The sequence below is a fragment of the Pseudooceanicola nanhaiensis genome (assembly GCF_020171315.1).
Lineage (GTDB): Bacteria > Pseudomonadota > Alphaproteobacteria > Rhodobacterales > Rhodobacteraceae > Pseudooceanicola > Pseudooceanicola nanhaiensis_A.
On sequence record NZ_JAIUZP010000009.1, the window covers coordinates 1 to 16,552 of the forward strand.

The 16,552-nt window shown below is 67.1% G+C and carries 17 protein-coding genes; 10 read left to right on the forward strand and 7 right to left on the reverse strand.

Translation table 11 applies throughout. The annotated features are described in order from the left end of the window. Nucleotides 1-270: 270 nt before the first annotated feature. Entirely contained in the window at nt 271-786 is a 516-nt protein-coding gene (locus LCM32_RS15525) for an acyloxyacyl hydrolase (protein ID WP_224822002.1), read from the forward strand. A 3-nt stretch (nt 787-789) separates the two neighbouring features. On the opposite strand, the gene LCM32_RS15530 is transcribed toward LCM32_RS15525, so the two are convergent. After that, the gene (locus LCM32_RS15530; protein ID WP_224822003.1) at nt 790-1,401 is read right to left on the reverse strand and encodes a TetR/AcrR family transcriptional regulator; all 612 of its coding nucleotides are present in this window, start codon (nt 1,399-1,401) and stop codon (nt 790-792) included. A 130-nt stretch (nt 1,402-1,531) separates the two neighbouring features. Here LCM32_RS15530 and mbfA point away from each other — a divergent pair, with 130 nt between their 5' ends. The 4 genes from mbfA to LCM32_RS15550 all read left to right on the forward strand — a co-directional run bounded on the left by mbfA (nt 1,532) and on the right by LCM32_RS15550 (nt 5,055). Beyond that, nucleotides 1,532-2,506, forward strand: coding sequence for an iron exporter MbfA (gene mbfA, locus LCM32_RS15535; RefSeq protein WP_224822004.1), 975 nt, complete (start codon nt 1,532-1,534; stop codon nt 2,504-2,506). A gap of 157 nt (nt 2,507-2,663) precedes the next feature. After that, nucleotides 2,664-3,494: an S-formylglutathione hydrolase gene (fghA, locus tag LCM32_RS15540; RefSeq protein WP_224822005.1), complete on the forward strand. Its 831-nt coding sequence runs from the start codon at nt 2,664-2,666 to the stop codon at nt 3,492-3,494. Between the two features lie 16 nt (nt 3,495-3,510). Continuing rightward, the gene (locus LCM32_RS15545; protein WP_224822006.1) at nt 3,511-3,963 is read left to right on the forward strand and encodes a YaiI/YqxD family protein; all 453 of its coding nucleotides are present in this window, start codon (nt 3,511-3,513) and stop codon (nt 3,961-3,963) included. Between the two features lie 144 nt (nt 3,964-4,107). Next, nucleotides 4,108-5,055 (forward strand): alpha/beta fold hydrolase, encoded by a 948-nt coding sequence (locus tag LCM32_RS15550; RefSeq protein ID WP_224822007.1) that lies wholly within the window; start codon nt 4,108-4,110, stop codon nt 5,053-5,055. 11 nt (nt 5,056-5,066) lie between these two features. Here the strand turns inward: LCM32_RS15550 and LCM32_RS15555 are convergent, their stop codons facing one another. Next, on the reverse strand, nt 5,067-6,302 hold the full coding sequence (locus LCM32_RS15555; protein WP_224822008.1) for an MFS transporter: 1,236 nt from the start codon (nt 6,300-6,302) through the stop codon (nt 5,067-5,069). 145 nt (nt 6,303-6,447) lie between these two features. On the opposite strand from LCM32_RS15555, the gene zapE reads away from it, so the two are divergent. Further along, a complete protein-coding gene (gene zapE / locus LCM32_RS15560; RefSeq protein ID WP_224822009.1) occupies nt 6,448-7,518 on the forward strand; it encodes a cell division protein ZapE in 1,071 nt (356 codons plus the stop codon). Nucleotides 7,519-7,843: 325 nt separating this feature from the next. Here zapE and LCM32_RS15565 read toward each other — a convergent pair whose 3' ends face one another. The 4 genes from LCM32_RS15565 to LCM32_RS15580 are packed head-to-tail and all read right to left on the reverse strand — an operon-like array spanning nt 7,844 to nt 11,995. Next, nucleotides 7,844-9,082 carry a bifunctional folylpolyglutamate synthase/dihydrofolate synthase gene (locus LCM32_RS15565; RefSeq protein ID WP_224822209.1) on the reverse strand — a complete coding sequence of 413 codons (1,239 nt, stop codon included), beginning with the start codon at nt 9,080-9,082 and terminating at the stop codon, nt 7,844-7,846. Nucleotides 9,083-9,126: 44 nt separating this feature from the next. Further along, nucleotides 9,127-10,167, reverse strand: coding sequence for an acetyl-CoA carboxylase, carboxyltransferase subunit beta (gene accD, locus LCM32_RS15570; RefSeq protein ID WP_224822010.1), 1,041 nt, complete (start codon nt 10,165-10,167; stop codon nt 9,127-9,129). Nucleotides 10,168-10,227: 60 nt separating this feature from the next. Beyond that, nucleotides 10,228-11,121, reverse strand: a complete 894-nt coding sequence (locus tag LCM32_RS15575) for a CPBP family intramembrane glutamic endopeptidase (protein WP_224822011.1) — start codon at nt 11,119-11,121, stop codon at nt 10,228-10,230. A 4-nt stretch (nt 11,122-11,125) separates the two neighbouring features. Further along, nucleotides 11,126-11,995, reverse strand: a complete 870-nt coding sequence (locus LCM32_RS15580; protein ID WP_224822012.1) for a CPBP family intramembrane glutamic endopeptidase — start codon at nt 11,993-11,995, stop codon at nt 11,126-11,128. Nucleotides 11,996-12,308: 313 nt separating this feature from the next. On the opposite strand from LCM32_RS15580, the gene LCM32_RS15585 reads away from it, so the two are divergent. The 3 genes from LCM32_RS15585 (at nt 12,309) to LCM32_RS15595 (ending at nt 14,432) form a co-directional block, all read left to right on the forward strand. Further along, the gene (locus tag LCM32_RS15585) at nt 12,309-13,163 is read left to right on the forward strand and encodes a hypothetical protein (RefSeq protein WP_224822013.1); all 855 of its coding nucleotides are present in this window, start codon (nt 12,309-12,311) and stop codon (nt 13,161-13,163) included. A 113-nt stretch (nt 13,164-13,276) separates the two neighbouring features. Then, complete coding sequence (locus LCM32_RS15590; protein WP_224822014.1) at nt 13,277-14,047, forward strand: DUF6478 family protein; 771 nt, start codon at nt 13,277-13,279, stop codon at nt 14,045-14,047. Between the two features lie 10 nt (nt 14,048-14,057). Further along, complete coding sequence (locus LCM32_RS15595; RefSeq protein ID WP_224822015.1) at nt 14,058-14,432, forward strand: hypothetical protein; 375 nt, start codon at nt 14,058-14,060, stop codon at nt 14,430-14,432. A gap of 28 nt (nt 14,433-14,460) precedes the next feature. Here LCM32_RS15595 and LCM32_RS15600 read toward each other — a convergent pair whose 3' ends face one another. Continuing rightward, nucleotides 14,461-15,288 (reverse strand): class I SAM-dependent methyltransferase, encoded by an 828-nt coding sequence (locus LCM32_RS15600; RefSeq protein ID WP_224822016.1) that lies wholly within the window; start codon nt 15,286-15,288, stop codon nt 14,461-14,463. A gap of 222 nt (nt 15,289-15,510) precedes the next feature. Here LCM32_RS15600 and LCM32_RS15605 point away from each other — a divergent pair, with 222 nt between their 5' ends. Further along, nucleotides 15,511-16,416: a LysR family transcriptional regulator gene (locus tag LCM32_RS15605; protein WP_224822017.1), complete on the forward strand. Its 906-nt coding sequence runs from the start codon at nt 15,511-15,513 to the stop codon at nt 16,414-16,416. The last annotated feature ends 136 nt before the right edge of the window (nt 16,417-16,552 follow it).

Below are 16,552 nucleotides of genomic sequence, written 5' to 3' on the forward strand. Positions count from 1 at the left end.
GCGCTGTCGCGTCAATGGTACTGCGTCTCAAGACGTGGGAGAGTAGATCGCCGCCAGACCTAGTAAAGAGCCAGATATCTCTCAATACGACATCAAAAATACACAAAACGCCCGACGCACACACGCGTCGGGCGTTTTGCGTTGCGAATAGCTCTGATGAGATCGCAGCACGCCTCTTGACCCGACACGTCGCGAAGCCATCCTTGCGGAAAGGACTGATGACAATCCCGCTCCGGCGCGATACCTCAGTTGCAAGCGACGGAGGTTCGGATGGACGGCACACTGGCAGTACTCTTTCTCGTGGCGGGGCTCACCGACATGGGCTTCAACCATTGCGGTGACGCGGGCTGTTTCGCCCGCAGCGACGAGCAGGCCCGGCTCGGCCTGTCCTTCGGGGACGTGCAATACCAGGAGAACTCGATCGATAACGAGTTCTACGTGAAATACGATTTCCCCATTGCTTATGGCCCGTTCCAGCCCATCGTCGGCGCGTCGGTGACTATGGATGGCGATGCATGGGTCGGGTTCGGCGCCGCCTGGACCAAGAATTTCTTCAACGATCGCGCTTACCTGCGGCTTTCTCTGATGCCCGGCCTCTACGCGCAGGGCGACGGCCCCGACCTCGGTCATGCGATCGAGTTCCGCTCCGGTGTCGAGGTGGGCTACGAGGCCCGGAACGGCGTGCGTTACGGCATCTCCTACGACCACCGCTCCAACGCCGATATCGAGGAGTGGAACCCCGGCATGGAGACGATCCAGGTCGGCGTCTCCTTCCCGCTCAACTAAGGCTCAGGCGCCGTAGCGCGCCATGAAGGTCTCTACCGCCTCCCGCGCCGTGCGGGCGGCGAGCTCTGGCGTGACCGTCTCGTCGATCCCGAACAGGCGGCGCATGAAGATGCCGGTCTTGCAAAGCTGGGCGAACTGCTCCGCGGCCAGGTCACAATCCTCGATCACGAGGTCGCCGCGCGCAGCGGCCCGCTGCAGGAAGGCCCCCAGCCGCGCGCGGGCGGTCATCGGACCGGATTCGTAGAACTCCCGGGCCAGGTCCGGAAACCGCTCCGCCTCGCTGACGCAGACCCGGAAGACCGCCACGGAGAGATCCGAGGTGAAGAAGGCCACCATGCGCTGCGCCGCGAATTCCAGTACCTCGCGCACGGGCATGTCTTCGTGGACCAGCCCCTCGGCGTCCTCGGCCATGCGCAGGCATTCCGCCTTGGCGACCTGCAGGAAGAGCAGCCGCTTGTCCGGGAAATAGCTGTAGAGCGTGGCCTTGCTGACCCCGGCCTCGCGCGCGATATCGTCGACGCTGGCCCGGTCGAATCCGTCCGCCATGAAGATCTGTCGGGCGCCCTCGATCACCTGATCGTACTTGCGCCCTTTCCGCACAGCGGCTTCGCTCATGCCCGTCTCACCCTTATATTCCCCGAGCCGACTATAAACTGCCCCGTTCAGTTCGGGCAAGCGACCGGATGTCCTCTTGCGGGTGCCGGTCAGGGGCGTAGGGTCCGCGCAGACGTGCAAGGAGACAGCCATGGCCCTCTTCCGCCCCAGACGGCATTTCAACGATCTGACTGAACAGGAAGTCCTCGCCCTCGCCATCTCTTCGGAAGAGGACGATGGCCGCATCTACCGGACCTACGCCGAACGGCTGAGGCAGGATTATCCCGACACCGCGGCCGTCTTCGATGGTATGGCGGAGGAGGAAGACCTGCATCGCCGGCGCCTGATCGCCCGCCACGAGGAGCGGTTCGGCAAGGTCATCCCCCTGATCCGGCGCGAACATGTGGCGGGCTACTACGCCCGTCGGCCGATCTGGCTGGTGGAGAACCTTGGCATCGACCGCATCCGCGCCGAGGCTGAGGCGATGGAGCAGGACGCCGAACGTTTCTACCACGCCGCCGCCAAGCGCAGCACCGACACGGAAACCCGCAAGCTTCTGGGCGATCTCGCCGCTGCAGAGGCTGGTCACCGCCAGACGGCACATCACCTCGAAGCCGAGAACCTCGACGAGGACAGCCTCGAGGCAGAGAAGGCGACGGCCCACCGGCAGTTCGTCCTCACCTGGGTCCAGCCCGGCCTTGCCGGTCTGATGGATGGCTCCGTCTCCACGCTGGCGCCGATCTTTGCGGCTGCCTTCGCGACGCAGAACACATGGGAAACCTTCCTCGTGGGTCTCGCGGCCTCGATCGGGGCGGGCATCTCCATGGGCTTCACCGAGGCCGCCTCGGACGATGGCCAGCTCTCGGGCCGCGGCTCGCCCTTCAAGCGCGGGATCGCGTCGGGCGTGATGACGGCCCTCGGCGGGCTTGGCCATGCGCTGCCCTACCTGATCCCGGATTTCTGGACCGCGACGATCACCGCCTTCGTCGTCGTCTTCTTCGAGCTTTGGGCGATCGCCTGGATCCAGAACCGCTACATGGACACGCCCTTCTTCCGCGCCGCCTTTCAGGTCGTCCTCGGCGGGGCGCTCGTCTTCGCGGCTGGGGTCCTCATCGGCTCCGGCTGATCATCCACTGTTCCCAAATATCCTCGGGGGGCGGGGCCGCAGGCCCCGGGGGGCAGACAGCCCCCCAACACCACCCCGGGCGACACGACCCGCTTGACCCGGCCACCCGCGCCGGGTCATGGCTTGCCCAACTCAGCCCCCGCGAAAGGACCTGCCCATGGAAACCCTCTCCGAGAACCGCTGCTTCGGTGGCCTTCAGGGCGTCTATCGCCATGCCTCCTCCTCCTGCGCCTGTGACATGACCTTCGGGCTCTTCCTGCCGGAAGAAGCCGCCGACGGCCCCGTGCCGCTGCTCTGGTTCCTCTCGGGGCTGACCTGCACCCACGAGAACGCCATGGTGAAGGCCGGTGCTCAGGCCTGGGCCGCACAGCAGGGCATCGCACTGGTCTTCCCCGACACCTCGCCCCGCGGCGAGGGCGTGGCCGATGACGAGGCCTATGACCTCGGCAAAGGCGCGGGTTTCTACGTGAACGCCACCGAGGAGCCCTGGGCACCGCATTACCGGATGTGGGACTACGTGGCCGACGAACTGCCCGAGCTTCTGTTCGAAACCTTTGCGCTTGATCCCGAGCGCCAGTCGATCAGCGGCCATTCCATGGGCGGGCATGGCGCGCTGACGCTGGCCATGTCCCTGCCGGGCCGCTTCCGCTCTGTCTCGGCCTTCGCGCCGATCTGCAACCCGGTGAAATCCGACTGGGGCAAGAAACAGCTGACGGCCTACCTCGGCGAAGACCGCGCCGCGTGGGAGCCCCATGACGCCTCGCTGCTGATGGCCGAGACCGGCTTCGACGGGCCGATGCTGGTGGATACCGGCACCTCGGACCAGTTCATCGACCTGCTGCGCCCGGAAACCCTGATGCAGGCCGCCGCCGCGCGTCGCCAGCAGGGTGAATTCCGGCTCCAGAAGGGCTACGACCACTCGTATTTCTTCATCTCGACCTTCATGGACTCCCACGTGGACTTCCACGCCGAAGCGCTCTGGTCCTGAGGCGAGGCGCGGAACGGTGACCAAACTCTACATCGACGCCGATGCCTGCCCGGTGAAGGCCGAGGCAGAGCGCGTGGCCACGCGCCACAAGGTGCCCATGCTGGTGGTCTCGAACGGCGGGCTGCGCCCGTCGCCGAACCCGCTGGTCGAGACGGTCATCGTTGCCGCAGGCCCCGATGAGGCCGATAAGTGGATCGCGGAACGCGCCGGTCCCGGCGATGTCGTCGTCACCGGCGACATCCCTCTGGCCTCGCGCTGCATCGAGGGCGGCGCCCGCGTCCTGCGCCACAACGGCGAGGCCTTCACGCCAGCCAACATCGGCCAGCAACTTGCCATGCGCGACCTGATGGCCGACCTGCGCGCCGCCGACCCGTTCCGGCAGGGCGGGGGCAAGGGCTTTACAAAGGCCGACCGCTCCCGTTTTCTGGACGCGCTGGAGCGCGAGTTGCGCGCCGCGCTGAAATCCTGAGGCGGCCCCGCCGCCCGATCCCTCCCAAGCCGGAAACGAGGCCTGCATGCGTGTCGTTGTCCCCTGCGATCTCGGGACCGTCCCGAACCGATGCTCTGCCGCCTGCGGGCTGTCCCCCTGCCGCGCCCCTATGAGAGAGACGCCATGACGCTGGCCCTGATCCTCCTTGCGGTGCTGGTCTTGGCACTGCTGCTGTATCTTCCCATCATGCTGGACCGGCGTCGCAGGCCGATGGACGCCACCGCGCGGCGGGATGCGCCGGGGGATTTCGTCAGGCTCTCGCAGGGGGTGACCCACTTCCACTGGGTGATGCCGGACAAGAACGTCGCCCATGCCCCGGTCGTTGTTCTGGTGCACGGCTTTTCGACCCCGCTCAGCACATGGGATCACCTTGCGCCGGAACTGGCGCGGATGGGCTACCGGGTGCTGATGTACGATCTCTACGGGCGGGGCTATTCCGACCGGGTCGACGGCGTGCAGGGGCGCGATTTCTTCCTGACCCAGCTCAACGACCTTCTGAATGATCAGGGCATCAACCGCCCCTTCACGCTGGTCGGCTACTCCATGGGCGGGGCCATCGCCTCGGCCTTCGCGGCCCGCTGGCCGGACCGGCTGGAACAACTGGTGTTGCTGGCCCCGGCGGGGATGGGGGCCTTTCCGCAGGGGGTGCTGAAACGCTCCCGGGACAGCCACCTGCCCGGTGAATGGCTGATGCTGACGCTCTATCCCGGGGTTCACAAGGGCGCCGCCAAGGCGCTGAAGCTGATGGACAAGGGCTGCGCCCATGCCGCGCAGGACCATCGCGATCAGCTGTCCTTTGCTGGCTACATGCAGGCCCTGCTGGCCAGCCTGCGCGGAATCCTGCGGGACGAGATGCGCCCGGAACACAGCCAGATCCAGCGCAGCAGCCTGCCGGTCCTCGCCGTCTGGGGCGGCTCCGACATCGTCATCCCGGTGGAATGCATGGGCACGCTCGCCCACTGGAACCGCTCTGTCGTGCATGTGGAGGTGCCCGGGGCGAGCCATTGGCTGCCCCTGACCCACGCCAGCGATGTGGCGCAGGCCATCCGGGACTTCGACGAGGCGCTCTGACCGCGCGGGCGTCAGGCCGCGACGGGCACCCGGTTTTCCTTCACCGGCAGGTGGACGACCGCCGACAGCGCCCCGACCGCAACGCCGATCCACCAGACCAGCGTGTAGTCGCCGTAGACGTCATACATCTTGCCGCCCAGCCAGACGCCCATGAAGCCGCCCAGCTGGTGGCTGAAGAAGACGATGCCATAGAGCGTGCCCATGTAGCGCAGCCCGTAGATATGCGCGATCAGCCCAGAGGTCAGCGGCACGGTCGCCAGCCAGAGCGCCCCCATGAGCGCCGAGAAGACCAGCACCGAGGTGGGCGTGATCGGCATCAGGATGAAGGCCGCCGCCACGATGGTGCGCAGGGTATAGATCCCCGCCAGCAGGTACTTCTTGGGCAGCGTCTTGCCGAGGTATCCCGCCAGCAGCGTGCCCATGATGTTGAACAGCCCGATGAAGGAGATCGCGATTGCGCCGAGCGCCGAGGTCGAGGTGATCCCGATGGCCGCCAGCAGGCTGCCGTCGAGGATCGGGCCGCACATCTCGGTCACCAGCGCGGGGAAGTGGGCGGTGATGAAGGCCAGCTGATAACCGCAGGAGAAGAAGCCGATGAAGATCAGCGAGAAGGAGGGATCGCGGAAGGCGCGGCGCAGAATCTGCCCCATGCTTTCCTCCAGCGCCCCCTTCGACACCGGCTTGGGGCTGCGCATCATCGGCAGAACCGCGAGCGAGCAGAGGATCACGGCGGCGAAGACGAGGAAGACCTGCTGCCACGGCATCATCCCGAGGAGCCATTCCGCCGTCGGCGCGCCAAAGACCTGACCGGCGCTGCCCGCCGCCGTCGCGATGGCCAGCGACATGGAGCGATTCTCATCCGAGGCGGCGCGGCCCACCACGGCGAGGATCACGCCGAAGCCCGTGCCCGCGATGCCGAAGCCCACAAGGATTTCCAGCATCTGGTGCGCCTCGGGCGTCACCGCCATGGAGGAGAGCACGAGGCCCGCCGCATAGAGGAGGGCACCGCCGATGATCGCGGCGCGGTCGCCCAGTTTCTCTGCGAAGGCACCGAAGAGCGGCTGCCCGATGCCCCAGGCGAGGTTCTGGATCGCGATGGCGAGCGAGAATTCAGACCTGAGCCAGCCGAATTCCTCGGCAATCGGGATCTGGAACACGCCGAAGGAGGCGCGGACCGCGAAGCTGAGGACGATGATGACGCAGCCGGCGATGAGCACCGGCGTGAAAAGGGGGGCCTTGCTGTCCATATTCTCCTCCGTTCCCGATACCACATGTTGCTGAAAGCGCAGGGCGGGTCAATTCAGCCTTTGGAATGGTCAGGATCACGGACGTTTCTGTCCGGCCGGCGCGGGGTCTCTTTCCATGCCCCAAGGGCCGCGCTATGTCGGGCGCATGAGCAACGTGTCTGACCTCTATCGTGCCCGCGTCGCGCGGGGCGAGATCAAGCCCGACCCCGCGCAGGAAGCTGTCCTGCCGGAGTTCGACCGCATCGACAACGCCCTGAACCAGCCGGTGAAACGCGGCTTCTTCGGGCGCAAGAAGGCCCCCGACGCGCCCAAGGGGCTCTACCTCTGGGGCGGGGTCGGTCGCGGCAAGTCGATGCTGATGGACCTCTTCGTGGAAAGCCTTTCGGTGCCGGTGCGCCGGGTTCACTTCCACGCCTTCATGCAGGAGATCCACGCCGGCATGACCGCCGCGCGCGCCGCCAAGGTCGAGGACGCGCTGGCCCCCGTGGCCGAGAAGGTCGCCTCCGACCTGCGGGTGCTGGCCTTCGACGAGATGCAGATCACCGACATCACCGATGCGATGATCGTGGGCCGTCTCTTCGAGATGCTCTTCGAGCGCGGCATCGTCGTGGTGACCACCTCGAACCGCGTGCCCGACGATCTCTACAAGGACGGGCTGAACCGCCAGCTGTTCTTGCCCTTCATCGAAGAGATCAAGGCGCGCATGGTCGTGCATGAGCTGGTCAGCCCGCGCGACTACCGCCAGCACCGGCTGGCGGGCGGACAGGTCTACTTTGCCCCTGCCAATGCTGAGGCACGCGGGCAGGTGAACGCGATCTGGAACGATCTGACCGGTGGCGTCGCGGGCGAGCCCCTCGTGCTGACGGTGCAGAAGCGCCCGGTGGAGATCCCGCACTTCGCGAATGGCGTGGGCCGGGCCCGGTTCTACGATTTCTGCGGCAAGATGCTGGGCGCGGCGGATTACCTCGCCATTGCCGAGACCTGCAAGGTGCTGATCCTCGAAGACATTCCGCGCCTCGGCCGGTCGAACTTCAACGAGGCCAAGCGCTTCGTCACGCTGATCGACGCGCTCTACGAGGCCAAGGTGCGCTTCATCTGCTCCGCCGCGGACGAACCGGAATCGCTCTATATCGAGGGCGAGGGCGTCTTCGAGTTCGAGCGGACCGCCAGCCGCCTGCGGGAGATGCAGGACAAGGACTGGGGCGCGGAAGAGTGACCTTGAGGGCCCCGGCGGGGCCGGACGCAGGACCTGGAAACAAAATCGGGGACCGTTGACCGGTCCCCTTTATTTTGTGCCCGTTCCGTACTTGCCCGCAACGTCTTCTCCAGTCTCCTGCCGGGCGCTGCCGTGCCGGGCGGGAGTTGCAGAAAAGACGAGATGCCTGAGGTATTAGAGCAACATTAGGCGAATCACCGCGAATCGGTCAAGGCAGCGTGATTCGCTTTCTGGGCATTTGCTCCGAATCGGACAAAGTTTTCACTTTGTGCGCGCAGAAGCGTGACCTCACGGGCACGGTTTCCTGAGGTGGTTTAAACCGGCTTTAACCGTTCTCTCTCAGGATACGACCCGCGAGGTAGAGAGAGCCGCAAATCAGCACCCGGGCGTCGGGGGTTTCGGCAGCGATCCGGGCAAGGGCCCCTGCCACGTCCACATCCGCGTGGGCGGTCATACCTACACTCCGGGCCACCTCGGCCGTGGTCTCGGCGGGCAGGGTCGCGGCCTCGCCGGGGATCGACACCGCGTCGAGAGAGACGGCATGGGGCGCAAGGGGGCGCAGGAAGCCTGCGATGTCCTTGGTGTTGAGCATCCCGCAGATCAGGTAGGTCGGTCGCGCGGGCAGGCTGGCCAGATGGGTGGCAAGCGCCTCGCCGGCGGCCGGGTTGTGCCCGCCGTCAAGCCAGAGCTCGATCCCCGGGGCGCTCTCCACCAGCGGGCCGCTGCGCAGGCGCTGCATCCGTGCGGGCCAGTAGGCCGTGGTCACCGCCGCCTCGCAGGCCGCCTCGTCGAAGCCGAGGTGGCGCAGGCCCGCAATGGCCATGCCCGCGTTGCCGATCTGGTGCGCGCCGGGCAGGTTCGGCAGCGGCAGGTCCAGCAGGCCGTTCTCGTCCTGATAGATCAGCCGTCCGCGTTCTTCCCAGGCCGTCCAGTGTTGGCCGTGCACGAGCAGCGGCGCGCCAAGACGCGCGGCGCGGGCCTCGATCACCTCCAGCACCTCGTCGGGCTGGGGGCCAACCACGCAGGGCACGCCCCGCTTGAGGATACCGGCCTTCTCGCCGCCGATCTCGGCCAGGGTCTCGCCGAGGAACTGCTGATGGTCGAGGGAGATCGGCGTGATCACCGTCAGGGCAGGGGCCTCGATCACGTTGGTGGCGTCGAGCCGCCCGCCAAGACCCACTTCCAGCAGGGTGTACTCCGCGGGCGTGCGGGCGAAGGCCAGCAGCGCGGCGCAGGTCGTGATCTCGAAATAGGTGATCGTTTCGCCGTCATTGGCGCGGTAGCACTCGTCCAGCAGCGCCGCCAGGGCCTCTTCGGTGATCAGCTCACCGGCCAGCCGGATACGCTCGTGGAACCGTGCGAGGTGCGGCGAGGTATAGGCGTGGACGCGCTTGCCCGCGCCCTCCAGCCCGGCGCGGAACATCGCCTGGGTCGAGCCCTTGCCGTTGGTCCCAGCAAGGTGGATCACCGGCGGCAGCTTGTCCTGCGGATCGTCGAGGGCATGCAGCAGACGCCAGACCCGGTCCAGCGTCAGGTCGATGATCTTGGGGTGCAGGGCCATCATCCGCTCGAGGATGACGTCCGACCCCTGCACAGACCCGGCGGATGTCACTTGGACTTGCCCTTGGCCGGTTTCTCGGCCGCCTTGGCGTCCTTCTCCGCTGCGGGCTTCTCGACCTTGGCGGTTTTCGGCACGACGGGCGCCGCATCGGGCGTGTCGCCTTCCGGCGCCTTGGCCGCAGGCGGCGGCGCGATCATCTCACTCTCGTCCGGCGCGGGGAGGTCGCCTTTCACCGCCGGCGGCTCTTTCAGCAGCATCCGGATGATGGTGATCAGCTCGTCGCGCATGTCGAGGCGGCTGGTCACGCGGTCCAGCATCCCGTGATCGAGCAGGTACTCCGACCGCTGGAAGCCTTCGGGCAGTTTCTCGCGGATGGTCTGCTCGATGACGCGGGGGCCGGCGAAGCAGATCAGGGCGTTCGGCTCGGCGATGTGCACGTCGCCCAGCATGGCGTAGCTGGCCGTGACGCCGCCCGTGGTCGGGTCGGTCAGCACGACGATATAGGGCAGGTCGGCCTCTTTCAGCATCTGGATCGCGACCGTGGTGCGCGGCATCTGCATGAGCGAGAGGATGCCTTCCTGCATCCGCGCGCCACCGGCGGCGGAGAAGAGGACGAAGGGCCGCTTCAACTTCACCGCGCGTTCGACACCTGCGATGATCGCGTTGCCGACATACATGCCCATGGAGCCGCCCATGAAGCTGAAGTCCTGCGCGGCGGCAACGATGGGCGTGCGCCCGATCTCGCCTTCCGCCACCAGCATGGCCTCATGCTCGCCGGTTTTCTTCTGCGCGGCCTTCATGCGGTCGGGGTAGCGCTTCTGGTCGCGGAACTGCAGCGGGTCCGCGATGGGATCGGGGACCTTCACCTCGGAGAAGATGCCGCCGTCAAAGAGCGCCTTGAAGCGTTCGCGCGGGCTGATCGGCATGTGATGGCCGCAGGAGCTGCAGACGTTCAGGTTGTCCGACAGTTCGCGGTGGAACAGCATGGTGCCGCAGCTGTCGCACTTGGACCACAGGTTCTCGGGAACCTCGCGCCGGGAAAAGATCGAGTTGATCCGCGGCCGCACGTAGTTGGTGATCCAGTTCATGCTTCTGGCCCTCTGCTGTTCGCTCTGCCCCCAGATAAGCGGCGGCACGGGGAATTGCAATCAACGCCTCAGGGCAAGCCGTGCTGCAAGCCAGCACAGGCCGACGATGGCCAGTTCGATCAGGAGAGTGATCGAGAAAACCGGCCCCACCAGCCCGTCCTCGGGCACCCATGCGGGCAGCAGCACATAGGCGAGGCCGGAATCGGGCGCGCCCTGTTCGCCGAAGAAGAGGAAGGAATAGGCGTTGTTGGCGAGGTGGAAGCCGATTGCCGCCCCCAGCGAGCCGGTCCGCGCCGTCAGGTCCGAGGCCGCGACGCCGAAGGCGAAGGCCCAGATCACGTATTGCGCGGCATCCGTCGGGTCGATGCCGTTCTCGTAATGCGCGAGGGCAAAGATCGCGTTGGGCAGGATCAGCCAGGCGATGGGATGGGAGAAGCGCGCCGCCACCTGTTGTTGCAGCAGGCCGCGGTAGAAGACCTCCTCCGAGCCCGTCTGCACCAGCAGCGCCGCCATCCCCAGCGGCAGGGCGGCGATCCAGCCGAGAAGCGGGCGGAACTCGGTCGAGGGTTCGAAGCCGTACCACGGCGGCAGAAGCTCCACGGCGAGGAAGACGAGGCCCGCGGCCACGAAGACCCGCAGCAGGTCCCGCGCGGCGATGCGGACCGGGCCAAAGAGACTGGCCGCGCCGCGCTGGTAGAAGGCGCGCGCCACGAGGATCACCGCCCCGGCCATGATGCCGAAGCTCAGCAGCTGCAGGCTGAGGGCGACCGGCGTGCTGCCGTCCCACATGGCAAGCGCGGCCCCGGGGGCCACCTGCATCAACAGGTAGTCGAGCGCCGTAATCCCGAGGGTGAAAAGGAACTCTACCGCGAAGAAGGCGATGACGATCTTGAACAGCGCCGGGTCCCGGCGGGCGGGCGCGATATATCCGTCGTGGGGGGCGTAGCCGCGCATCCGTTCAGCGCCGCCGGATCGCAAGGCGCGCCACGCCCCAGAGCAGGACGAGAGAGGCCAGCTCGATGGGGATCTGCAGGCGCAGCGCGGGGTCCCCGGCCGTGATCGGCAAGGTGTAGAGAGAGAGCCCGGACATCGGCCCCTCCAGCGACAGGATCGTCAGCGCCGAGACGTTGTTCAGGAAGTGCAGCGCCACCGCCGGCCCGAGGGAGCCATCGCGCGCCGTGAGGTCGGCCGCGATCAGCCCGAAGAGCGTGGGCGAGGCGATCAGCAGCAGCATCGTCCCGGCGTCCTCTGTCGGGTTCAGGTGCAGCAGGCCGAAGATCACCGCGGGCAGCACCATCCAAATCAGCGGCGAGCGGAAGCGCGCGGCCAGTTGGCTCTGCAGGTAGCCGCGGAACATCACCTCCTCGGCGAGGATCTGGATGAAGATGCCGGTCAGGGCCAGCGGCATCAGGCGCAGCCAGCGGTCGAGCGGCACGTTCGGTTCCGGCGTCAGCCCGCCGGGCATCGGCAGCAGGGCCAGCGGGATGCCTACGATCAGCGCGGCGACGAAGGTGCGCAGGAAGCCGCGCAGGAACCGGTCGCGCGGGCCCAGAAGGCTCCACGGGCTGCGGCGGTGCAGCAGCGGCACGACGATGGCGATCGCCACGAGAAGGCATAGGAAGGACCACAGCAGCAGGGTCAGGCCGGTGGCCGTGCGCCCTTCGCTGTCGAATTTCATCGGCAGGCCCCATTGGGTCTGCGCAAAGAACCACCCCGCCATCAGCCCCATGTAGAGACCGGCCACCAGCAGTGCGCCCAGCACCAGCCGCCAGAGAGCCGGGCGGCGGTGTGCAGGTTCCGAAAACTGGGCTTGGGCGGCGTAAGACATGGCGGGCACCCTAGACCTGCCCCCGGTGACCCGCAATCGGACTTGTGCCATGCGGGGGGCTCCTCTATCCCCGTCGCATGGTTCCCGCAGGCTCTGTCGCCTCCGGTCATGATGGGCCGCCGGACCGGCGGCGCCGGTACCGGAACAGGCGCCACAGAACGGGGCGGCCCCGCCGGTCCAGCCGGCGCGCTGGCCCCGCGAAACGAGCCGATGGAAACCAAGCGCATACCAAATGCGTTCATTATTCAGGTTTCACGGGCCCGCGTGGTCCGGTTTCCGGTGACGAGTGTTTCGAAACGCAAGGCAGCGCATCATGGCTGACATCCTCAGACCCCTGGTTGACCTGACCGCGAAACTGCGGGCCCCGGCCCTGCTTGTGACCGCCGCCATGGCGCTGACGGGCTGCCTGACCCTGCCCGAGGACACGGACGGTGCGCCCCAGGTGGGCTTCCTCTCCTCGTCGGAAACGCGCCCGCGCGCCCTGATGCAGGAGGCCGGGATGGCCAGCGGCGTGGTCAAGGTGAAGCCGCCGGTCGGCTATTGCATCGACGAGAAGAGCTTCCGCGCCAGCCGCAACGGGGGCTTCGCGCTCGTCGCTTCCTGCCGGGTGCTCAGTGCCGGGACGCAGGGCACCTCGGTCGCGCCCGTGGTGATGACCGTCACGGCCCTGCCCAAGGCCGCGAATGTCCCGATGCCCACGACCGAGGACCTCGCCGCCAGCTTCGCCCCCGCCAAGGCACTCTGGAGCGGAGAGACCACGGGCCTGCATATCGTCCAGCTGGCCGCGGGTGGCGATCAGGCCGTGCCCGGCGCAGATCCGCGCCATTGGCGCGCGATGATGCTGATGAACAACTACCTCATTGGCCTTGCGCTCTATGGTCCGCAGGACAGTGACGTGGTCATCTCGGGCGGGCGCGACCTGTTGACGGCGCTGGCGGCAGGCATCCGCAACGCGAGCCCCACGCCCGAGGCGCTGGCGGAACGGACCGGCGCCCCGGCCGCCTCCCCCGCTGAGGCAGAAGAGACCGCAGAGAAACGCGCCGCGGTGTCCGAGGCTTTGCCCGATCCCGTGGCCGCCGCAACCGCCAAGGGGGCGTCGGCCTCCTTCGCCGGGACAGGGGCCTCGCAGCGGCGCGGACGGCGGCAGATCCTTGATTTGTCCCGCTGACGGATTTCGGGTTATGCTGCGGCAGGTCCTTGCGGGGACGGGCCCGCAGACGGCCCGCCCGGGGCCGCGGTGAGGCAGCCGGTTAGGCAAGGCGCAGGAACACTCGGGATACGATGGGCAAACAGGGCAGTCTGATCAGAAACATGCTTGCCGGTCGGGAACTGGCTTGGTGGCGGTCCCGTGCGGATCAGGCGGCGCGCCTGTCGCTGAACGATCTGCGCAGCGGACGGTCCAAGGCCCGCGCCCTGCGGGGCGAGCTGGAGCGGTTCCTGCGGATCGCCGAAGACCGCCTTGCCCTGCCGCGTATCGGCTCTTCCGCGATCATGCTGCCGTATAACACCGACTGGTCGTGGCGGCCCGCGCTTTGGCGCACGCCCCTGCCGGTGCCGGGCCAGTCCTCCGCCCAGACCAAGACAATGCTGGGCGACGAGGTCACCCTGTTCCACGATTGCCGCCATTCCGAGCTGACGCTGCGCCAGCTGCGCAACCAGCGCGAGGCTGATCTGGCGCCCTATGGCCTGCGGATGGATGTCTTTGGATTCGATGGCTCGTTCCTGTCGATCGTGCTCGACCTGCCGCCCGAGGCGGCGCAGGGCCTGCTGCGCCGTCATCTGGTGCGGCTCGACAGCATCATCGAGGTCGAGGCCCCGCTGGAGATCTTCGCCCGGCTCAACGTGCGCCACGGCCCCAACACGGAACAATTCGTGCGGGAAATCTCGCTGGAGCAGGCCGCCGCCGTGGTCGAATTCGATCTGGCCTATTCGAACATCAACGAGAAGCGGGTCGAGAAGGTCTGGCTCGACCTGATCTTCGAGAACCCGCAGATGAACCAGGTCGTGATCCGCGACCTGACCTTCAGCCGCCGCCCGCGCGCGGAAATCTAAGGACCATGTGATGAGCAGCGAGCTGACCCTGACAAAGACCCGTCTGGCCGAGGGCGTCTGGCAAGGCGTGCTGATCGCCCCGGGCGGCACCGTGCCGAGGATCGAGGCCCAGCACGCCGGTCGTCTGGTCGAGGGGGTGTCCGTCACCGCCGGCGAGGCAGCGGGCGAGTGGACGGTGCGCGTGCCCGTCCCGATCGAGGCGATCGGGGACGGGGTGCACACGGTGACGATCTCCGAGGCGGAGGGCGGTGCGAGCCTTGGGGATTTCTCGATCCTCTCGGGCGAGGCGCTGGCCGACACGCTGCAGGCAGAGGTGGCCCTGCTGCGCGAGGAACTGGACATGCTGAAGCGGGCGTTCCGGCGTCACTGCAAGGACACCGCCTGATCCGTCTTGAGGGGCGACGCCCCGCCTGTCATGCGCGGGCGGACATCACCACCGCGGGCAGCGGTACGATCCAGCGGCCCTCTGCATCCCGCCCGCATTTCGCGCGGACTTCATCGGCCATGTAGCTGCGGATCGCCTCTGCCCTGTCGCGCGGCTGGCGCTGCATCAGAACACCCATCCGCACCGTCCCGTTGTGGAAGAGAGAGTAGAAGTCCTCCGGCTCGTCCAGCCGCCAGTGGCTGTCGACGGGCTCGGCCTGCGGATCGACGAAACCGGCGGCTTCCAGCGCGGGAAAGGCGACCTCCGGGTCGGCGAGGGCATTCGCGTCGGGCGCGGGGGGCAGCGTGATCTCGGGCGCGCCGAGGGTGCGCAGCGCCTCGGTCACCGTGCGAAACCCGAAGGAGCGGGCGGGCGGCTCCCAGATGGAGAAGGCGATGCGGCCCCCGCGCCGCAGGACGCGGTGCGCTTCGGCAAGGACGGCCTGCGGATCGGGCACATGGGGCAGGCCGAAGCCGATGGTGACGGCGTCGAACGTGTCCGGTTCGAACGGCAGGTCGGCGGCATCGCCCTGCAGCACGGCGGCATCGGGCACCCGGGTGCGCGCCAGTTCGACCATTGCGTGCGAGAAATCCAGCGCCGTGACCTCGGCGCCGGTCGCCACCAGCCCCGCGGTGACGATGCCGGGGCCGCAGCACAGGTCCAGCGCCTCCTGTCCCGGTTCGAGGCCGAGGCCCCCCACGATCGCGGGAACGCACATCATGGAGGCCGGGGCAAAGCTGTCCGCGTAGCTCTGCGCGATGTCGGCGTCCGACCATCCCGCCTGTTCGAAGTCTGCAAAGGCGTCGTACTGGCTCATGCGTGATTCCGTCCGTGCCCGGGGGGTTAAGGTTAACCATAGGTCACCCCGGCCTCTGCGCCAAACCCGGCGGGCGGGTTAAAGCATGGAAACGTGTTGTTTTCCTGTTGCCGTGCCTTCAACGATCCCAGACAAAACCCCGATATTGTCTGTCCGGTGCCCCGTTCCTGCCTGAATTGAGCTCGATAACCAGAGCCCAGAAGAAACGAGGTTAGGTGACACATGGACCGTCTTACAGAGATGGAAGCATTCGCCACCGTGGTGGACCAAGGTGGTTTCACGGATGCGGCCAAGAAAATGGGTATCTCGAAATCCGCCGTGTCCAAACACGTCTCCTCGCTGGAGGCGCGTCTGGGCGCCCGACTGCTCAACCGGACCACGCGCCGCGTGTCTCCGACGGAGATCGGACTGGCCTACTACGACCGCGCCCGCCGGGTGCTGAACGATGCCGGAGAGGCCGACGCGCTGGTGACCTCGATGCAGAGCGACCCGTCGGGCCTGCTGCGCATCTCGGTGGCCACCGACTTCGGCGTCAATCATCTGAGCCCGGTGCTGGGAGAGTTCCTCGCCGAGTTCCCGGACATCACCGTCAACATGGTGCTGAACAACCGCTACGTAGAGCTGATCTCGGAAGGGTTCGACATGGCGATCCGCATCGGGGAGCTGGAAGACAGCACCCTGCGGGCGCGCAAGCTGACCGAGACCGCCAAGCGGATGATCGCCGCGCCGTCCTACTTCGAGAAGTATGGCCGACCTGCGCGGATCGACGATCTGAACGAACACAAGCTGCTGCATTACTCCAGCCAGTCCTCCGGCAACGTCTGGAAGCTGACCGCCCCCTCGGGCGAGAAGCGACAGGTGCGCACCGCCGGGTGGCTGTCGGTGAACGATGGCCAGTCGCTGCTGAACGCCGCGATCTCGGGCCTCGGCATCGCCTACCTGCCCAGTTTCCTCTACGCCGATGCGATGCGGCAGGGGCTGGTGGAGGATGCGATCCCCGATCTGCCGCTGGAACTGCAGGGCATCTACGCGGTCTATCCGCCGGGCCGGTTCACCCAGCCCAAGGTCCGCGCCTTCATTGATTTCCTTGTCCGCTCCTTCGCTGAGAAGGGCCCGGTCAACTGGTAACCCAATCGATGCCGCCCGCGTGGCGGTGCCCCCGACCTTCCCCGTGCCTGTGAAGGCTACTGCCCCCCGGGTCCCTCGTGGTCCCGGGGATTTTTTTGTGCGTCGCCCCTCCTACGCTGCAGATCGCCCGTTTTCG